Here is a 16,253-nt window from a genome sequence, read left to right as displayed (position 1 = left end):
TTAATGAGCGCCGAGGATCTTGAGAACTACGAAACCGACATGGAGTTGCAGCTCTACCGTGAGTACCGCGACGTCGTCAGTCTCTTCAACTATGTGGTGGAAACAGAGCGGCGTTTCTACCTCGCCAACCACGTGGATTTGCAGGCGCGCTCGGCGGACGGCGAAATCTACTTCGACCTGACCCTCAATGATGCCTGGGTGTGGGATGTTTACCGGTCCGCCCGGTTCGTGAAGACTGTCCGGGTCATTACGTTCAAAGACGTCAACGTTGAGGAGTTGGCCAAGACTGACGACATCTCCCTGCCGAAGGACGGCTCGCTCGGCGGCTGACCCCCCTTGCACGTCCGGTCCTGACTCCTGCTCCACAGTGGCCCGATTTTGCTGGCTTTACCCACATAACCAGCTAAAACGATGCCTCCGGATTCATCCTGCATCAGGCTGGATCCGGAGGTGTTCGTATGAAAACAAAGGACGAGCTGGGCAGGCGCGGTGAAGCGCTGGCCGCCCGGTTTCTGGAAGACGCCGGGCTCCGGGTCATTGACCGGAACTGGCGGTGCACGGTAGGCGAGATCGACCTCGTGGCCGTCGACGGCGCCACTTTGGTGGTGGTCGAGGTAAAGACCAGGTCCACGGAGAAGTTTGGCCATCCGCTCGAGGCCATCACGCCGGGCAAGCTGGAGCGGCTGTATCTCCTTGCCTCGCGGTGGGCACGCGCACACGACCTTCGGTTCTCAGGGTTCCGTGTGGATGCGGTCGCGATCGTCGACGACGGCGTCAACGCACCGGTGATTGACCACCTTCGGGCGGTGAGCTGATGCCGCTCGGCCGCACGTACGCCATCTCACTGGTGGGACTGAACGGGTACATTGTCGAGGTCGAATCTGACATCGGGCAGACGCTGCCCGCTTTCGTCCTGTTGGGCCTACCAGATGCTTCCTTGTCGGAAGCCCGGGAGCGGATCCGGGCAGCGGCCCGGAATGCCGGACTGCCGCTGACCCGGCGGAAGATCACAGTGAACCTGATTCCGGCGTCTCTGCCGAAGCGTGGATCCGGTTTCGACCTCGCAATCGTCATGTCAGCGCTGGCCGCTGCCGGAGACATCCGGAACTGCGGCCGCACCGTCTTTCTATCCGAGCTCGGCCTCGACGGTCGCCTCCGGGCAATCAACGGTGTCCTGCCGGCGGTCATGGCTGCCGTCGAGGCAGGCTATCCGAATATCGTCGTGGCAAGCGATAACGCCGCCGAAGCCGCCCTCGTTCCGCAGGCGGTGGTCCGTGGCTTTGATTCTCTGGCGGAGGTGGCACTGGCTTTCGGGGCGGACGCTGCCGCAGTGGAGCTTCCCACACCGGACCAGCCGGAACTCTCCCGCATGGCTCAACCCAGGGACGTCGCGATTGTGCCCAAGGACATGTCCGACGTCGCCGGGCAGTCAGATGCACGCCTTGCTGTGGAGGTCGCCGCGGCCGGGGCGCACCACCTCATGATGGTCGGCCCGCCCGGTGCGGGAAAAACCATGCTCGCAGAGCGGATCCCGGGCATACTGCCTAATCTCACGGACGAGCAGGCCATGCAGGTGACCGCGATCCATTCGCTCAGTAGCGCCGTTGCGTGTCGTGAACTGCGCCGCAGGCCACCGTTCGAGAGCCCTCATCACACAGCCAGCGCCGCCTCCATCATCGGCGGGGGAAGCGGGATTCCGCGTCCCGGTGCAGCCTCGCGGGCACACCGGGGCGTCCTCTTCCTGGACGAGGCGCCTGAGTACCAGCGCCGAATTCTCGATGCGTTGCGGGAGCCGTTGGAAAGTGGCGAGCTTGTGTTGCACCGTGCGGCCGGTACAGCAACATATCCGGCCAGATTCCAGCTGGTTCTTGCCGCGAATCCGTGCCCGTGCGGTCTGGCGAGCGGCAAAGGCATGAACTGCACATGTTCCGCGCAGCAGCGAAGGCTCTACTTCGGCCGGATTTCGGCGCCACTCCTTGACCGGGTTGACCTGCAGTTGGCCATGCACCGTGTGGCGCTGAAGGACTTCTCAGGCTCTCCAGCTACCGACACGAGTGCCGCGGTTGCCGCCAGGGTCGCAGGGGCACGGGAAATGCAGCGGGACCGGCTGTTCCAATGGGGCTTCCATACCAACGCAGAGGTTCCCGCCAAATTGCTTCATGATGAACTTCGCCTGTCTCGCAAGGCAACAAAGTCGCTGGATCTAACCATGGAGCAAGGGGCAATAACCAAGCGTGGCTATGACCGAGTGCTGCGCGTCGCGTGGAGCGTAGCGGACCTCGCCGGGAAATCAATACCGAGCAGTGACGACGTTGAACTGGCACTGGTCTTCAGGACCCAGCAGGACGCAGCATGAGCGCCGCCGACTGGAGTCAGGTACAGATTGCCCGAGCAGCGCTGTCCCGATTGTTCGAACCCTCTGACAACATCGGGATGGCCCTGGTCGCAGCCGCGGGGCCAGAAGAGGCGTTGGGAATCGCAACCGGCCGCACCCGCTGCGGGCCCACCCTGCACCGTGCGTTCCTCGAGGTTCTCGCTGACACCGGTCACCAGGTGCGCACCGACGTATTGACCGGAGCGGTTGCCCGGTGGGGTTCAAGGAAGGACAGCCTGGTACCCCTGCGCGATCTGGAGACGGTGAAACGCTTTGGCGGTACCCTGCTGACTCCGGAGTCGGAGGCTTGGCCGGCTGCACTCACCGACCTTCAGCTCGGAATGCCGCTGTGCCTGTGGGTACGAGGCGAGTCTCCTACAACCATTCCTCCGCTCGAACGGGTGGTGGCCATCGTGGGATCGCGCGACAGTACCAGTTACGGCTCCTCGGTCACGGCAGAGATGGCGGCCGGACTGGTTAACCGCGGGTACACGGTGGTCTCGGGCGGAGCCTATGGTATTGATGCGCAGGCCCATCGCTCGGCGCTGATGACCGCGCGGGAAGACCACCCGCTTCCTACCCTCGGTGTATTGGCATGCGGCATTGACCGCTACTACCCGGCTGGCAACGAAGAGCTCCTGAGGGAAATCGCCCGCAGGGGTTTGCTGGTCTCGGAGGTCCCTCCGGGCTCAGCTCCGTCTCGTTGGCGCTTCCTCCAGCGAAACAGGCTCATCGCAGCCTTGAGCGCGGTCACGGTGGTCGCCGAAGCCCGGTGGCGCTCCGGCGCCCTCAACACGGCACACCATGCCGCTGGTCTCGGGCGCGCAGTCGGAGCCGTGCCCGGGTCTATCCAATCCGCTAATTCGGCGGGGTGTCACCGACTCCTCCGCGATGGCAGTGCCATCTGCGTCACTGATGCAGCCGAAATCGCCGAGCTTGCCGGCCCTTTGGCATTGGTGTCAGGGCCGGAACGTCCTGCGGTCAAAGCCGTCCACGACGGATTGACAGTGGAGGACCTCCTGCTTCTTGATGCATTGCCGGTCAGGGCGTCTTCGACGGTGGACAAGCTTGCGTCGGTTGCCGGGCTCAGCCTGCCGGGCGTCCTCTCGGGTCTCGGGCGCCTTGAGGCGGACAAGCTGGCGGAACGGTCCGACGACGGCGGGTGGCGCAAGACACGGCACTAGGTCCTTCCACAATTCAGGCACACCTACACATTCACAAAGGAAATGCACGACCATGACAACTTTCACGATTTTCGATAGTCCGATCGGTGGACTGGTTCTGGTGGCCCGCGGGGGCGGCCTGACCGGTGTCTATCATGAGTACCACTCACCTGAGCCGTCTCCTGTCCTCCTCGGTGCGCCTTTTGACCCGCTCGCCGGCGAAGCTGACAACCCAAGAGGATCGGAAGCCGGAAGCGTAGATGCGGCCCGCTTGGAGAGCGAGAATGCCGCGGAGGTGTTCCGCGTCGCTACTGAATGGCTCGAAGGTTACTTCAGCGGACAGATAGCTGACAGGATCCCCTACGTGTTGAACCGTGGAACCGATTTCCAACGCGAGGTGTGGGCAGCTGTCTCGGAGATTCCGTACGGTGAAACGCGTACCTATAAGGACATTGCCGCTGCCATGGGTAACCAGGACATGGGACGGGCGATAGGCGCCGCCGTCAGGGCGAACCCGCTCTCGATCGTCATTCCCGGCCACCGCGTCGTGGGTTCCGGCGGAGCGATCACGGGTTACGCGGCGGGTGTCGCCGTGAAGCGCGCGCTCCTTGAGCTGGAAACGACCGTAGCGATGTCCGCCGTGGCGTAATGACCGGCAGTGTGAGCTGTCGCTGCGGAGGGCCGGAAGGATGCATCGCGGTGCGCCTCCTTGAGGTCTTCAAGGTCCTGGCTCACAGTGGTTACAACACACGCTTATGGATACAGTTACGGCAGGCAGGCTCGGGTGATGAGGACTACAGGGAGCGGAGCCGCGGCTGATGCTCCCGGATATCCAGCGTTCACGAATGAGGCTCAGGGCTTCATCCGTTATCTCGCACAGGAACGAAATCGCTCTGCCCACACGATTCGCGCCTATCGCGGCGATATCGAACATTTTACCGCCTTCGCCGCCGGACAAGGACTGACCTCGCTGCAGGAGGTCGATCTCTCCTGCCTGAGGGCGTGGCTAGGCTCGTTGGACCGGACAGGCCAGTCCCGAGCCACGCTGGCACGCCGGGCAGCTACCGTCCGGAGTTTTCTGGCGTGGGCGGCAAGGGAGGACCTGATCCCGGCGGACCCTTCCCTTCGCCTCAAGGCGCCAAAACGACAAAGTGCGTTGCCGGATGTGTTGACGGTGTCCCAGCTCGAGCCTCTGCTGGCGGCAACGCAGGCGGCGGCCGTTGGCGGGGAGCCTGCTGCCCTGCGTGCACGTGCGGTACTGGAACTGTTGTACGGCTCCGGGATCCGTGTGGGCGAGCTGGTGGGACTGGACATCGATGATCTCGATACTGATCGCCGGACCCTCAAGGTTCTTGGGAAAGGAAACCGGGAGCGCACCGTTCCCTACGGCGTTCCGGCAGCACACGCCGTCCACGACTGGCTGGCAAGAGGAAGGCCTCGGTGGGTGCGGACCGAGAGCGGCGCCGCGCTTTTCCTCGGCCCCCGGGGAGGGCGCCTCGATCAACGCCAGGCGCGGTCAATTGTGGACAAGCTCCTGCGCACCGTTGAAGGCACCGGCGCTAGGGGCCCCCACACGCTGCGTCACACGGCAGCAACGCACCTGCTCGACGGCGGTGCGGACCTGCGGTCCGTCCAGGAACTTCTCGGGCATCGCAGCCTCTCGACCACCCAGCTTTACACACACGTGTCGGTTGACCGCCTCCGACGGAGTTACGAGCAGGCGCACCCGAGGGCCTGATCAAGTTGGAGGTAAGCCGCCAGTCAGAAGCAACGTCCGTGAATCCAGCCACCGTACGGCAGCAGCTAATTACACTGGCGCAATTCGGGTTCTTACGGCACAATGAACCGTAGTTCACTACGCATGCGGACTGACTGTACACGCAAGTGCATATCCCGGAGGTTGTTTCCGGGACACCGAAGCAGCAGCAACGTTTCCACCGGAAGCTGAAGGTCGTTGGGGAAGACGTACCTACAGCTATGGAGGATGGAATGTCTGTTGTGATGGCTCGCGGTGTTTTGTACGTACACTCAGCCCCTTCTGCGTTGTGCCCTCATATCGAGTGGGCCATCGGATCGGTGATCGACCAGCGAGTGGATCTCCAGTGGTCGCCGCAGTCTGCCGCGCCCGGAATGTTCCGCGCCGAACTCTCCTGGGTTGCCCCTCAAGGGTCGGGAGCAAAATTGGCGTCTGCCCTGCGCGGCTGGGCGCATCTGCGTTATGAAGTCACCGAGGAACAGAGCGCCGGAGCCGACGGCGGGCGTTGGTCCCACACTCCGGAGTTGGGAATCTTCCACGCAACAACTGACGTCCACGGCAACGTGATGATTTCAGAAGACCGTATCCGGTACGCCTATGAGACCGGAGCGGGCGACCCCGCGGCCGTCTACCACGAGCTGTCCCTGGCGTTGGGCGAGTCCTGGGACGAGGAACTAGAACCCTTCCGTCATGCAGGAGAAGGCGCTCCGGTTCGCTGGCTGCATCAGGTGGGCTAAAGCGCGCAGTCATTACCCGAAACATGCTGGAGGCCCGGATACACAAGTATCCGGGCCTCCAGCATGTTGGGCAGAATCTGCCCGGGACGATCAGACGTTCTTGACCACGATCACGGCATTGTGCCCTCCGAACCCGAATGAGTTGCTGAGCGCCACAATGTCACCTCCGGGCAGATCCCGGGCAGAGGTCACTACGTCCAGTGGAATCTCCGGATCCTGGTTTTCGAGGTTGATGGTGACCGGAGTCCTCCGCTCGTAAACCGCGAGAACCGTCATGACCGCCTCTACTGCGCCGGATGCACCGAGGAGGTGTCCTGTCTGTGATTTGGTCGCGGACACCGCGACGGATTCCACCTGGTTCCCCAGAGCGGTTTTCAGTGCAACGTACTCGGGCTGGTCTCCAACGGGCGTTGATGTCGCGTGCGCATTCACGTGGACAACATCCGAAGCCTGAACGCGTGCATCGAACATGGCCGCCTTCAAAGCACGGGTAGCCCCGAGCCCCTCGGGGTCGGGAGCCGTGATGTGATACGCATCCGCGGTTACCGAAGTTCCGGCCAGTTCGCCGTAGATTCGTGCTCCGCGGGCCAGCGCATGTTCCTCTGCCTCTAGGAGAAGCGCACCGGCGCCCTCGCCCATGACGAAGCCGTCACGGTCGATGTCGTAGGGCCGTGACGCGTGTTCCGGATCATCATTGCGGCGCGACAACGCCTGCATGGACGCAAAAGCCGCGATCGGCATCGGGTGAATGGCCGCTTCGGCGCCGCCGCACATGACAACGTCGGCCTTCCGGGAGCGGATAAGTTCAAGCCCCTGATGAAGGGCTTCGGTTCCGGAAGCACAGGCTGAAACGGGAGTATGGGCGCCGGCACGTGCGCCAAGGTCGAGGCTCACTGCCGCTGCCGGGCCGTTGGGCATCAGCATGGGCACCGTCATCGGAAGGACCCGGCGAGGACCTTTCGCGCGAAGAGTGTCCCAGGCGTCGAGCAGAGTCCACACACCTCCGATTCCGGTGGCAAACGCCACTGCGAAGCGGTCGTGGTCGACCTCCTCCAGCCCGGAGTCGCGCCACGCCTCCCGTGCTGCGATGACCGCGAACTGGGTGGAAGGATCCATGCGCTTGGCTTCAACGCGGCTCAGGACCTCACTCGCCGGCGTCGACACCTGTGCTGCGAAGGTGACGGGCAGCTCGTACTCCGCTACCCAGTCGGCTTCGATTGTTCGGGCCCCTGAGACACCCTTCAGCGCGTTTTCCCACATGGTGGGAACGTCGCCGCCGATGGGTGTAGTGGCGCCCAGGCCGGTGATGACTACTTTGCGTGCCATGGTTCACTCTCTGATGCGTCGTTGTTGCCGTGGAACGGAGATCGGATGGGGCGGCGATGGCAGATTGCGCGCATCGCCGCTCCCGGATCAGGACTGTGCGTTGGCGATGAAGCCGACGGCGTCTCCAACGGTCTTGAGGTTCTTGACTTCCTCATCCGGGATACGGACACCGAATTTTTCCTCGGCGTTGACCACGATGGTCATCATGGAGATGGAGTCGATGTCCAGGTCGTCGGTGAAGGACTTGTCCATCTCGACGGACTCCGGTGCGAGGCCGGTTTCTTCGTTGACGATCTCGGCAAGTCCGGCGAGGATTTCTTCGTTGCTAGCCATGGTGGCTCCTTTTCTTGTGGTTCCGGTCTGTGACCGGATGGGTTTGATCGGACCGCAGATTGCGGTCCCGTTGTGGAAAATTATGGGAGGACAACTACCTGCGCGCCGAACACGAGACCCGCTCCGAAGCCGATCTGCAGCGCAAGTCCACCGCTCAGAGACGGGTTCTCGGAGAGTAGGCGGTGCATTGCGAGGGGGATAGAGGCGGCCGATGTGTTGCCGGCGTCGACGATGTCCCGCGCAACCGCGACGTGGTCCGGCATTCCGAGCTGCTTGACCATTTCGTCGATGATCCGGATGTTCGCCTGGTGGGGCAGGAAGGCAACAAGGTCCTCGGCGCGGATACCTGCCGCATCGAGCGCCTGCTGGGCAACCTTCGCCATCTCCCAGACCGCCCAGCGGAACACCGTAGGGCCGTCCTGGCGCATGGTTGGCCAGAGCGCTGTTTCAGTTTCTGCTGAGGCGCCTGCGGTCAGTCCGCCGTCGGCGCGGGCAGCCAGCGAGAGGTCCCTGATGTCCAGCAACGAGTGCGTCATCCGGATGGATTCGTGCTTGCTTCCATCCGAACCCCACACAGAGGGGCCAATGCCCGGCGCATCAGAAGGACCGACGACGACGGCTCCCGCCCCGTCACCGAGAAGGAACGATATGGTGCGCTCAGAGTTGTCTATGAAGTCCGAGAGCTTCTCCACGCCGACCACGAGCACGTACTCAGCGGTTCCTGCATGCACCAGCGCATCGGCCTGTGCAATGCCGTAGCAGTAGCCTGCGCAGGCGGCAGAGATGTCGTAGGCCGGAGCCGGGGTAGCGCCCAGCCGGTCCGCGAGTTGCGCGGCGGCTGACGGCGTGGCGTAGGGGTGCGTCACCGTCGAGACAAGGACCGCACCAAGTTGCGAAGCCTCGATTCCGGCGTCGGCCATTGCTGCACGCCCGGCCGCTTCCGCCATGTCGATAACGGAAGTGTCCTTGTCCGCACGGTGGCGGGTAACAATGCCGGTGCGCTGCCGGATCCACTCATCCGAGGAATCGATCCACTGACAGATGTCGTCATTTGTGACGATTACGTCCGGACGGAAAATTCCAAGTCCGTGAATACGGGTGTGTTCGCGCAGGGCAGCCTGCTTGAGGGTGGGAGTGGTCACTCGATTCCTTCTGCGATCGGGGCAGCAACTGGACCCGCTGTGCGGGAGTGCTCTGCAAGGAAAGTACGTGCAGCATCAAGATCTTCGGGGCTCTTCAACGCGAGGCCGGCAGTTCCGCGCATGCCCCGCTTCGCCAACCCGGTCAACGTACCGGCGGGGGGAAGCTCGAGTACCCCGGACACACCCATCGCCTGCAGACGCGCCATGCAGAGATCCCAGCGGACCGGACGCGAAACCTGTGCAATCAGGCTGTCCAGGTTGGTCTCGCCGGACGCGACTGGTTCGCCGTCGTAATTGGAAAGCAGTGTAGCCAGCGGAGTTGTCGGAGACAACGAGGGGCGAAGCGCTTCGAGCGCCTCCACTGCGGTGGCCATGTGGTGCGTGTGGAAGGCGCCGGCCACTTTCAACGGGATAACCCGGGATTTCGACGGCGGATCCGCAGCGAGCGCCGTGAGCTGGTCCAGGGTGCCCGCAGCGACAATCTGACCGCCGCCGTTTGCGTTCGCCGGAGTGAGACCGTGGCGCTCAAGGGTGGCGACGACGTCGTCGTGGTCCCCGCCCAGTACGGCGCTCATGCCCGTGGGTGTCACGGAGGCAGCGGCTGCCATGGCCTGCGCGCGGGTCTTTACCAGCGCGACGGCGTCCTGCTCGGTAAGTGCTCCGGCGATCGCGGAGGCGGTCAGCTCGCCCACGGAGTGGCCGGCAATGACGGTGGAAGCGGTGAGCGCGGCATCCTCGAGCAGCACCCTCGACGCAACCAGGCCGGCGGCAACGATAAGCGGCTGAGCAACCGCGGTATCCCGGATTGTCTCCTCGTCAGAGACCGTTCCATGCCGGATCAAATCCAGTCCCGCAGCGTCACTGAGCGCTTCGAGGTGCTCGCGCACACCGGGCAGGTCGAGCCAGGGGGTCAGGAACCCGGGAGATTGGGAGCCCTGTCCTGGGCAGAGAATTGCAAGCACGTATCAAGCTTTCCAAAGAGGATGTCTGTTGCAGGGTGTTCCGGTGCACGAAGCTCCCGGAGGCACTTTGTAGGAAGTCTACAACGAACCGGTGCGGTCCAGCCTCGCACCCGCCCGGTCGGCAACGCCTTTGAGTGGGGGAGCGAGACGTCCTATTACCAGCGCCGTCTGCAGAACAAACGCCTCGCGGGGGAGGAGCGGATCCCATCCGGTGATGTCACACACCCTCCGCAGACGGTAGCGGACCGTATTGGCGTGAACAAACAATTCACGTGACGTCGCTTCCAGTGAATGACCCAGCGAGAGATACGCGGAGAGCGTCTCCTCCAGCCCATTCTGCGCGTTGACGAGCGGCCGGTAGATGTTGCGCAGCAGGGCCTTCCGCGCTGTATCGTCGCCGGAGATGACGCGTTCGGGCCACAGGTCGTCGGCTGCCACCGGGCGCGGAGCGGAAGGCCATGCGCGTGCGGCGGTCAGGCCTGCGAACGCCGCCTGGGCGGAACTGCTGGCCGCCACGAGCGAGGCGGACTCCGGCCCATAGACCACTGGGCCCGGCCCGAAAAGCTCGCTGAGTTTGCGGTAGGAATTGTCCCTGTCCTGAACTCCACCGAGCACCAGGATAAGGCGGTCGCCCTGGATTCCCACCAGGGTGTCCTCCGCAAGGCGTCCGGTGGTGCGGCGCAGTTCGTTGAGGAACATGGCATTCGGTTCTGAGGGGGACCTGCCCACCATGACGGTAATCCGTGCCTGCGACTTCCAACCGACCGCCGCGATGCGGGACCGCAGGGCGTCTGAGCTCTCACCCCGGAGGATGGCATCCACCACCAGCGCTTCGAGCCGGGTATCCCAGGATCCACGGGTTTCCGCCGCCCGTGCGTACACGTCCGCCGCGGCGAAGGCCACCTCCCGGGAATATCTGAGCACCGCTTCGCGCAGCGGCCCCTGGTCTGCGTCTGAGGCGAGGTCAGGGACCTGGTCCTCGACCACCTGCACTACGACGCGGATCAGTTGAAGGGCCTTCTGAAGGCTGATGGAGCGCGTCAGCTCGGTGGGGGCGGTTCCGAAGACGTCGCTTAGCACCCAGGCAGGTGATACCGGCTTCTGATACCAGTTGACGAATGAGGCGATGCCCTTCTGCGCTACCAGCCCGAGCGCCGAACGCTCGTCCGGACGGAGGTTGCGGTACCAGGGGAGCGTTGAGTCCAACTGCTTCAGCGTTGCAGTTGAGAGCGCACCGATCTGGGTCCGCAACCGGTCCACCGTTGCAGAGTCAGGTGCGGGCAGGGAGGTGCCGCGCGGGCCAGTGGACGATGCCATGCATTGAGCATACTCACCAGGTGCACGAGGCCCCTATTTTGTACGAAGGCTACAAAGAAGGCACGTTCTGAGGAGCTTGGATTAAAGCCCGCTGCCGCATGGTCGCCCTTGGGGTGGGCCACCATGCGGCAGGAAGGGAACGGTGCTAGGAGTCGCCGCCCGCGTTCCCGGTAGTGCCTGCATTCACATCGAGCAGTGAGTACTTTTCGATTGCTTGGCGGGGTGCGTCGGGGTCGACTTTGCCTTGTTTGGCGAGGAGTTCGAGGGTGCGTACGACGACGGAGTGTGAGTCGATCTTGAAGTAGCGTCGTGCGGCGGCTCGGGTGTCGGAGAAGCCGAAGCCGTCGGCGCCGAGGGTGGCGAAGTCCTGGGGGAGGAACTGCCGGATCTGGTCGGGGACGGCTTTCATGTAGTCCGAGACGGCGATGATGGGTCCGGGTGCTTCGCCGAGTTGTTGTGCGACGAAGGGCACGCGTGCTTCTTCGCCGGGGTTGAGGAAGGCGTCTTCCTCTGCGGCGAGCGCGTCACGCCTCAGTTCGGTCCAGGACGTCACTGACCACACATCCGCGGACACACCCCACTCGTCAGCAAGTATCTGCTGCGCTTCGAGAGCCCATGGCACTGCCACGCCGGAGGCGAGGATCTGCGACGTCGGCGCGTTGTCGGCAGCGTGCCCGTCCTTGAGCTTGTAGATACCCCTGAGCAGGCCGTCTACGTCAAGGTTCTCCGGCTCGACGGGCTGGAGGATCGGCTCGTTGTACACCGTCAGGTAGTACATGACGTTCGGATCGGTACCGGACACCGCGTTGCCGTTGCCGTACATGCGTTCCAATCCGTCCCGCATGATGTGCCCGATCTCGTATCCGTACGCCGGGTCGTAGGTAACTACGGCAGGGTTGGTCGAGGCCAGTAACGGTGAGTGGCCGTCGGCGTGTTGGAGGCCTTCGCCGGTGAGGGTGGTACGGCCGGCGGTGGCACCGATGATGAAGCCGCGGGTCATCTGGTCTCCGGCAGCCCAGTAGGAGTCGCCGGTGCGCTGGAACCCGAACATGGAGTAGAAGACGTAGATCGGGATCAGCGGTTCACCCTGGGTGGCGTATGCCGTGCCGGCAGCCGTAAAGGCCGCGACGGAACCGGCCTCGTTGATACCGGCATGGAGGATCTGGCCCTCAATCGATTCCTTGTAGGCGAGCACCAGATCGCGGTCAACAGAGAGGTAGTTCTGCCCCTTGGGATTGTAGATCTTGGCCGTCGGGAAAAACGAGTCCATGCCGAAGGTACGCGCCTCATCCGGGATGATCGGCACAATGCGCTTCCCGAACTCCTTGTCACGCATCAGATCCTTGAGCAGACGCACAAAGGCCATGGTGGTTGCGGCCTGCTGCTTCCCGGAGCCTCGTTTGGCAACTTCGTACGCTTTGTCGCCGGGCAGTACAACGTCGGCGTGCTTGCTGCGGCGCTCCGGCAGATAGCCGCCGAGCGCCTTACGGCGCTCATGCAGGTACTGGATTTCCGGAGAGTCCGGTCCCGGGTGGTAGTACGGCGGGTTGTAAGGATCTCCCTCGATCTGCTCGTCGCTGATGGGGATGCGGAGGTGGTCGCGGAAGTCTTTGAGGTCCTGAAGGGTGAGTTTTTTCATTTGGTGGGTGGCGTTGCGGCCTTCGAAGTGCGCGCCGAGTCCGTAGCCCTTGACGGTTTTGGCCAGGATCACGGTGGGTTTACCGGTGAACTCGGTGGCGGCCTTATACGCGGCGTAGACCTTGCGGTAGTCGTGTCCGCCGCGCTTGAGGCCCCACACCTGGGCATCGCTCATGTCAGCGACGAGGTCCTTGGTCGCAGGGGTCTTCCCGAAGAAGTGATCCCGCACGAACCCACCGGATTCGGCCTTGTAGGTTTGATAGTCCCCGTCCGGGGTTTCATTCATGATCTTCACCAGGTCCCCGCTGGTATCAGCCTCAAGCAGGTCATCCCATTCCCTGCCCCAAACCACCTTGATCACGTTCCACCCGGCACCACGGAAGAACGCCTCCAACTCCTGCATGATCTTCCCGTTACCCCGTACCGGCCCGTCCAGGCGTTGCAGGTTGCAGTTGATCACGAAATTCAGGTTATCCAGACCCTCATTCGCGGCCAGCTGCAACAACCCCCGCGACTCGGGCTCATCCATCTCCCCGTCCCCGAGGAACGCCCACACCTGCTGCCCACTGGTGTCCTTGATCCCCCGGTTCTGCAGGTACCGGTTGGATTGGGCCTGATAGATCGCGTTCATCGGACCGATCCCCATCGACACCGTCGGGAACTCCCAAAACTCCGGCATCAACCTCGGGTGCGGATACGAGGACAGTGCGTGACCCTCTTTGGACTTCTCCTGCCGGAACCCATCCAGGTCCTCCTCGGTGAGCCGGCCCTCCAGGTACGCCCGCGCATACATCCCCGGGGACGCGTGGCCCTGGAAGAAAATCTGATCCCCACCACTGGGGTGATCCTTACCCTTGAAGAAATGATTGAACCCCACCTCATACAAGGTCGCCGCCCCCGCGTACGTGGAAATATGACCGCCCACACCAATCTCCGGACGCTGCGCCCGATGCACCATCACCGCAGCATTCCACCGCATCCACGCCCGGTACTTCCGCTCAATCTCCTCATCCCCCGGGAACTCCGGCTCCTCATCGACCGGAATCGTGTTCACATAATCAGTCGTCACCACCGGCGGCAAACCCACAGACCGCCCACCAGCACGGGCCAACAACCGGCCCAACACCTCACGAGCCCGCTCCGAACCCCGCACATCAACCAACTGATCAAACGACTCAACCCACTCAGCCGTCTCCTCCGGATCCGAATCAACAGAACCCGAACCCACAATCCCCTGATCAGCAGCCATCCCAAAACCTCTTTCAATCCGCAGATTATGTCTGCGACGTCTACGACTTTGCGCTTCGGGCATTTGCTCGTCGAAGCACATCGAACCCCGCCGGCGTTTGCCCGATCTACGGATTCACTGTGTCACTCTAGCCCCGTGGCATGAGTCATGCGTAGCTGGTCGGGCGGTCGAGCGGTTAGGTTACGACACCGGCAGGCCGGGTTGTCGCTGACATTGCGCTACTGGTGCGGCGCAATCGAGCGTCAAGACGGCGTCGTCGTGCCTGTCGGCGCGGAGCGCGGGTTGAAGCGTAGCGCTTAAGGGTGTTGGCTGGTAATAATGCATATCAACGTACGGTGGAGGTCGAGTCATAGGCACCATCGGGCGAAACACAGTCTTTCGGGAGGAAAAAAGTGAGCGAGGCCGAAGCCGCCACCGCAGATAGCGTGGCGGACAAACTGGGTTTCAAGGATGGCGACCTTGTTCAGGAACTTGGGTATGACGAAGACGTTGATTTCGACTTCCGGGCTGATCTGGAGGATGAGATTGGCTCCGAGCTGCTTACCGAAGAAGACCAGGACGTCGTTGACGGCGTAGTCCTGTGGTGGCGTTCCGACGACGGCGACCTCGTTGACGCGCTGGTCGATTCGTTGACCTGCCTCGACGACGGCGGGGTTGTTTGGTTGTTGACGCCAAAATCGGGACGCGACGGCTACGTTGCCCCGTCTGAAGTCCAGGAGGCAGCGCCCACAGCGGGCCTTCACGCTACGTCGTCGGCCGGTGTTTCGCACGACTGGGCCGCCACGCGGCTGGTCAGCCGCCGCAAACAGTAGGTGGACCAACTGACTTCGGTCGGCGGGCTAGCCCCCGCTTTCGAGCTTCCCAACCAGCACGGGGAGCCGGTCAGCCTTGAGTCGCTTCGCGGGACTGCGGCTGCGCTCGTGTTCTACCCGTTTGCTTTTTCGCAGGTCTGTACCGGCGAACTCGACGAGTTGCAGGCGCAGTCAGAGGAGTTCCGCGGCAGAAACGTCCGGCTACTGGCCATCTCTGTCGACTCAAAATACACATTGCGTGCCTACGCAGAAGAACGTGGCTATGACTTCGATCTGCTCGCGGATTTTTGGCCGCACGGAGCCGTAGCCGATACCTACGGTGTGCTCGACCACACCAGGGGTTATGCGAGGCGCGCCACCTTCTTCCTTGATCCCGACGGAGTCGTCATCGAGCGGATCGATGCCGCGCTCGGTGACGTGCGTCCTTTCGATAGTTATCTGAGTGCCCTCCACAGCCTTTCGACCGCGAGGGCCGTGGGCCCGTGACCGAGTCATCGGCCGTCCCGCACGCTTCTTCACTGCCCGGCTTCGGGACGACCGGTTTTGCGAGGGGTGAGGCAGCGGAACAGGGTTCACTCTCACACCGTGAACTTGAGCTCCTCACCGGTGCCGCAAAGCTGCTTGAAGGACGGCGCCTGGCGGTCCTGACCGGTGCGGGCCTGAGCACGGATTCAGGTATTCCGGACTACCGAGGGCCGAACTCCGTGCCACGGAGCCCAATGACCTACCAGCAGTTCGTGGGTGATGATGCCCTTCGCCGCCGGTATTGGGCCCGCAACCATGTGGGCTGGCATCACCTCCGGCGTGCGGACCCCAATGCCGGGCACAGGGCAATCGCACTGATGGAGCAGCGTGCGCTGCTCACCGGCCTCATCACCCAGAACGTTGACCGGTTGCACTCGGTGGCGGGGAGCACCAACGTGGTGGACCTGCATGGGACCTACGACAGGGTTCTCTGCCTGAATTGCCGCAGCCACTTCACGCGCGAGGAGATTGCCGCACTGCTGGAGGCACTCAATCCGGGGTACCTCGACCTCGCTGGGGACGCGGGAGATGTCGCGCCGGATGCCGACGCCGACGTCGACGATACGGCGGGCTTCGTCGTCGCGCCGTGCCCGGTGTGCGGGGGCATGCTCAAGCCCGACTTTGTCTATTTCGGAGAGAACGTCCCCAAGGACCGCGTGGAGCGTTCGTATGGGCTGGTGAACGACGCCGGCGCCCTCCTTGTGGCCGGATCGTCACTGGCTGTGATGAGCGGGTTGCGCTTCGTCCGACAAGCGAAGAAGGACGGGAAGCCCGTGGTGATCATCAACCGCGGGACAACCCGCGGAGACGATCTGGCCTCGCTGAAGCTTGAGGTGGGAGTTTCGGAAGCCCTGACATACCTCGCACGGGCCCTTCCGTCATTGGGTGCCGGCGTTGCGGGCTGATTGGCGTTGCGCCG

At 63.2% G+C, this 16,253-nt stretch carries 16 protein-coding genes; 10 read left to right on the top strand and 6 right to left on the bottom strand.

Annotated elements, in window-relative coordinates:
- Positions 1 to 3 precede the first annotated feature (3 nt).
- The 7 genes from BJ994_RS08150 (at position 4) to BJ994_RS08120 (ending at position 6,030) form a co-directional block, all read left to right on the top strand.
- Positions 4 to 330 carry a DUF2469 domain-containing protein gene (locus BJ994_RS08150; RefSeq protein WP_167993217.1) on the top strand — a complete coding sequence of 109 codons (327 nt, stop codon included), beginning with the start codon at positions 4 to 6 and terminating at the stop codon, positions 328 to 330.
- Positions 331 to 458: 128 nt separating this feature from the next.
- The gene (locus BJ994_RS08145; RefSeq protein ID WP_167993215.1) at positions 459 to 815 is read left to right on the top strand and encodes a YraN family protein; all 357 of its coding nucleotides are present in this window, start codon (positions 459 to 461) and stop codon (positions 813 to 815) included.
- On the top strand, positions 815 to 2,356 hold the full coding sequence (locus BJ994_RS08140) for a YifB family Mg chelatase-like AAA ATPase (RefSeq protein ID WP_167993213.1): 1,542 nt from the start codon (positions 815 to 817) through the stop codon (positions 2,354 to 2,356). Before BJ994_RS08145 ends, BJ994_RS08140 begins: the two co-directional genes overlap by 1 nt.
- A complete protein-coding gene (gene dprA, locus BJ994_RS08135; protein WP_167993211.1) occupies positions 2,353 to 3,558 on the top strand; it encodes a DNA-processing protein DprA in 1,206 nt (401 codons plus the stop codon). Before BJ994_RS08140 ends, dprA begins: the two co-directional genes overlap by 4 nt.
- Before the next feature lie 52 nt (positions 3,559 to 3,610).
- Complete coding sequence (locus BJ994_RS08130) at positions 3,611 to 4,186, top strand: methylated-DNA--[protein]-cysteine S-methyltransferase (protein WP_167993209.1); 576 nt, start codon at positions 3,611 to 3,613, stop codon at positions 4,184 to 4,186.
- Positions 4,187 to 4,324: 138 nt separating this feature from the next.
- Positions 4,325 to 5,275: a tyrosine recombinase XerC gene (locus BJ994_RS08125; protein ID WP_167993207.1), complete on the top strand. Its 951-nt coding sequence runs from the start codon at positions 4,325 to 4,327 to the stop codon at positions 5,273 to 5,275.
- Between the two features lie 251 nt (positions 5,276 to 5,526).
- On the top strand, positions 5,527 to 6,030 hold the full coding sequence (locus BJ994_RS08120; RefSeq protein WP_167993205.1) for a DUF3145 domain-containing protein: 504 nt from the start codon (positions 5,527 to 5,529) through the stop codon (positions 6,028 to 6,030).
- 90 nt (positions 6,031 to 6,120) lie between these two features.
- Here the strand turns inward: BJ994_RS08120 and fabF are convergent, their stop codons facing one another.
- The 6 genes from fabF to aceE form a co-directional block, all read right to left on the bottom strand.
- Positions 6,121 to 7,356, bottom strand: a complete 1,236-nt coding sequence (gene fabF, locus BJ994_RS08115) for a beta-ketoacyl-ACP synthase II (RefSeq protein WP_167993203.1) — start codon at positions 7,354 to 7,356, stop codon at positions 6,121 to 6,123.
- A gap of 87 nt (positions 7,357 to 7,443) precedes the next feature.
- Complete coding sequence (locus BJ994_RS08110) at positions 7,444 to 7,689, bottom strand: acyl carrier protein (protein ID WP_167993200.1); 246 nt, start codon at positions 7,687 to 7,689, stop codon at positions 7,444 to 7,446.
- 80 nt (positions 7,690 to 7,769) lie between these two features.
- Positions 7,770 to 8,831, bottom strand: coding sequence for a beta-ketoacyl-ACP synthase 3 (locus tag BJ994_RS08105; protein ID WP_167993198.1), 1,062 nt, complete (start codon positions 8,829 to 8,831; stop codon positions 7,770 to 7,772).
- The gene (locus BJ994_RS08100; protein WP_167993196.1) at positions 8,828 to 9,793 is read right to left on the bottom strand and encodes an acyltransferase domain-containing protein; all 966 of its coding nucleotides are present in this window, start codon (positions 9,791 to 9,793) and stop codon (positions 8,828 to 8,830) included. The genes BJ994_RS08105 and BJ994_RS08100 overlap by 4 nt, the downstream gene beginning before the upstream one ends.
- Before the next feature lie 78 nt (positions 9,794 to 9,871).
- Positions 9,872 to 11,110 carry a PucR family transcriptional regulator gene (locus tag BJ994_RS08095; RefSeq protein ID WP_245192269.1) on the bottom strand — a complete coding sequence of 413 codons (1,239 nt, stop codon included), beginning with the start codon at positions 11,108 to 11,110 and terminating at the stop codon, positions 9,872 to 9,874.
- Between the two features lie 145 nt (positions 11,111 to 11,255).
- Positions 11,256 to 13,997 (bottom strand): pyruvate dehydrogenase (acetyl-transferring), homodimeric type, encoded by a 2,742-nt coding sequence (aceE, locus tag BJ994_RS08090; RefSeq protein ID WP_167993194.1) that lies wholly within the window; start codon positions 13,995 to 13,997, stop codon positions 11,256 to 11,258.
- Positions 13,998 to 14,389: 392 nt separating this feature from the next.
- Here aceE and BJ994_RS08085 point away from each other — a divergent pair, with 392 nt between their 5' ends.
- The 3 genes from BJ994_RS08085 to BJ994_RS08075 are packed head-to-tail and all read left to right on the top strand — an operon-like array spanning position 14,390 to position 16,239.
- The gene (locus BJ994_RS08085) at positions 14,390 to 14,809 is read left to right on the top strand and encodes a DUF3052 family protein (RefSeq protein ID WP_167993192.1); all 420 of its coding nucleotides are present in this window, start codon (positions 14,390 to 14,392) and stop codon (positions 14,807 to 14,809) included.
- A complete protein-coding gene (locus BJ994_RS08080) occupies positions 14,810 to 15,295 on the top strand; it encodes a redoxin domain-containing protein (protein ID WP_342450321.1) in 486 nt (161 codons plus the stop codon).
- Positions 15,292 to 16,239 (top strand): NAD-dependent protein deacetylase, encoded by a 948-nt coding sequence (locus tag BJ994_RS08075; protein ID WP_342450320.1) that lies wholly within the window; start codon positions 15,292 to 15,294, stop codon positions 16,237 to 16,239. Before BJ994_RS08080 ends, BJ994_RS08075 begins: the two co-directional genes overlap by 4 nt.
- Positions 16,240 to 16,253: the final 14 nt, after the last annotated feature.

It is taken from the genome of Arthrobacter pigmenti, from assembly GCF_011927905.1.
Classification (GTDB): Bacteria; Actinomycetota; Actinomycetes; order Actinomycetales; family Micrococcaceae; genus Arthrobacter_D; species Arthrobacter_D pigmenti.
Note: the sequence above shows the minus strand (reverse complement) of the source record. Positions and strands in the feature narration are given on the sequence as shown.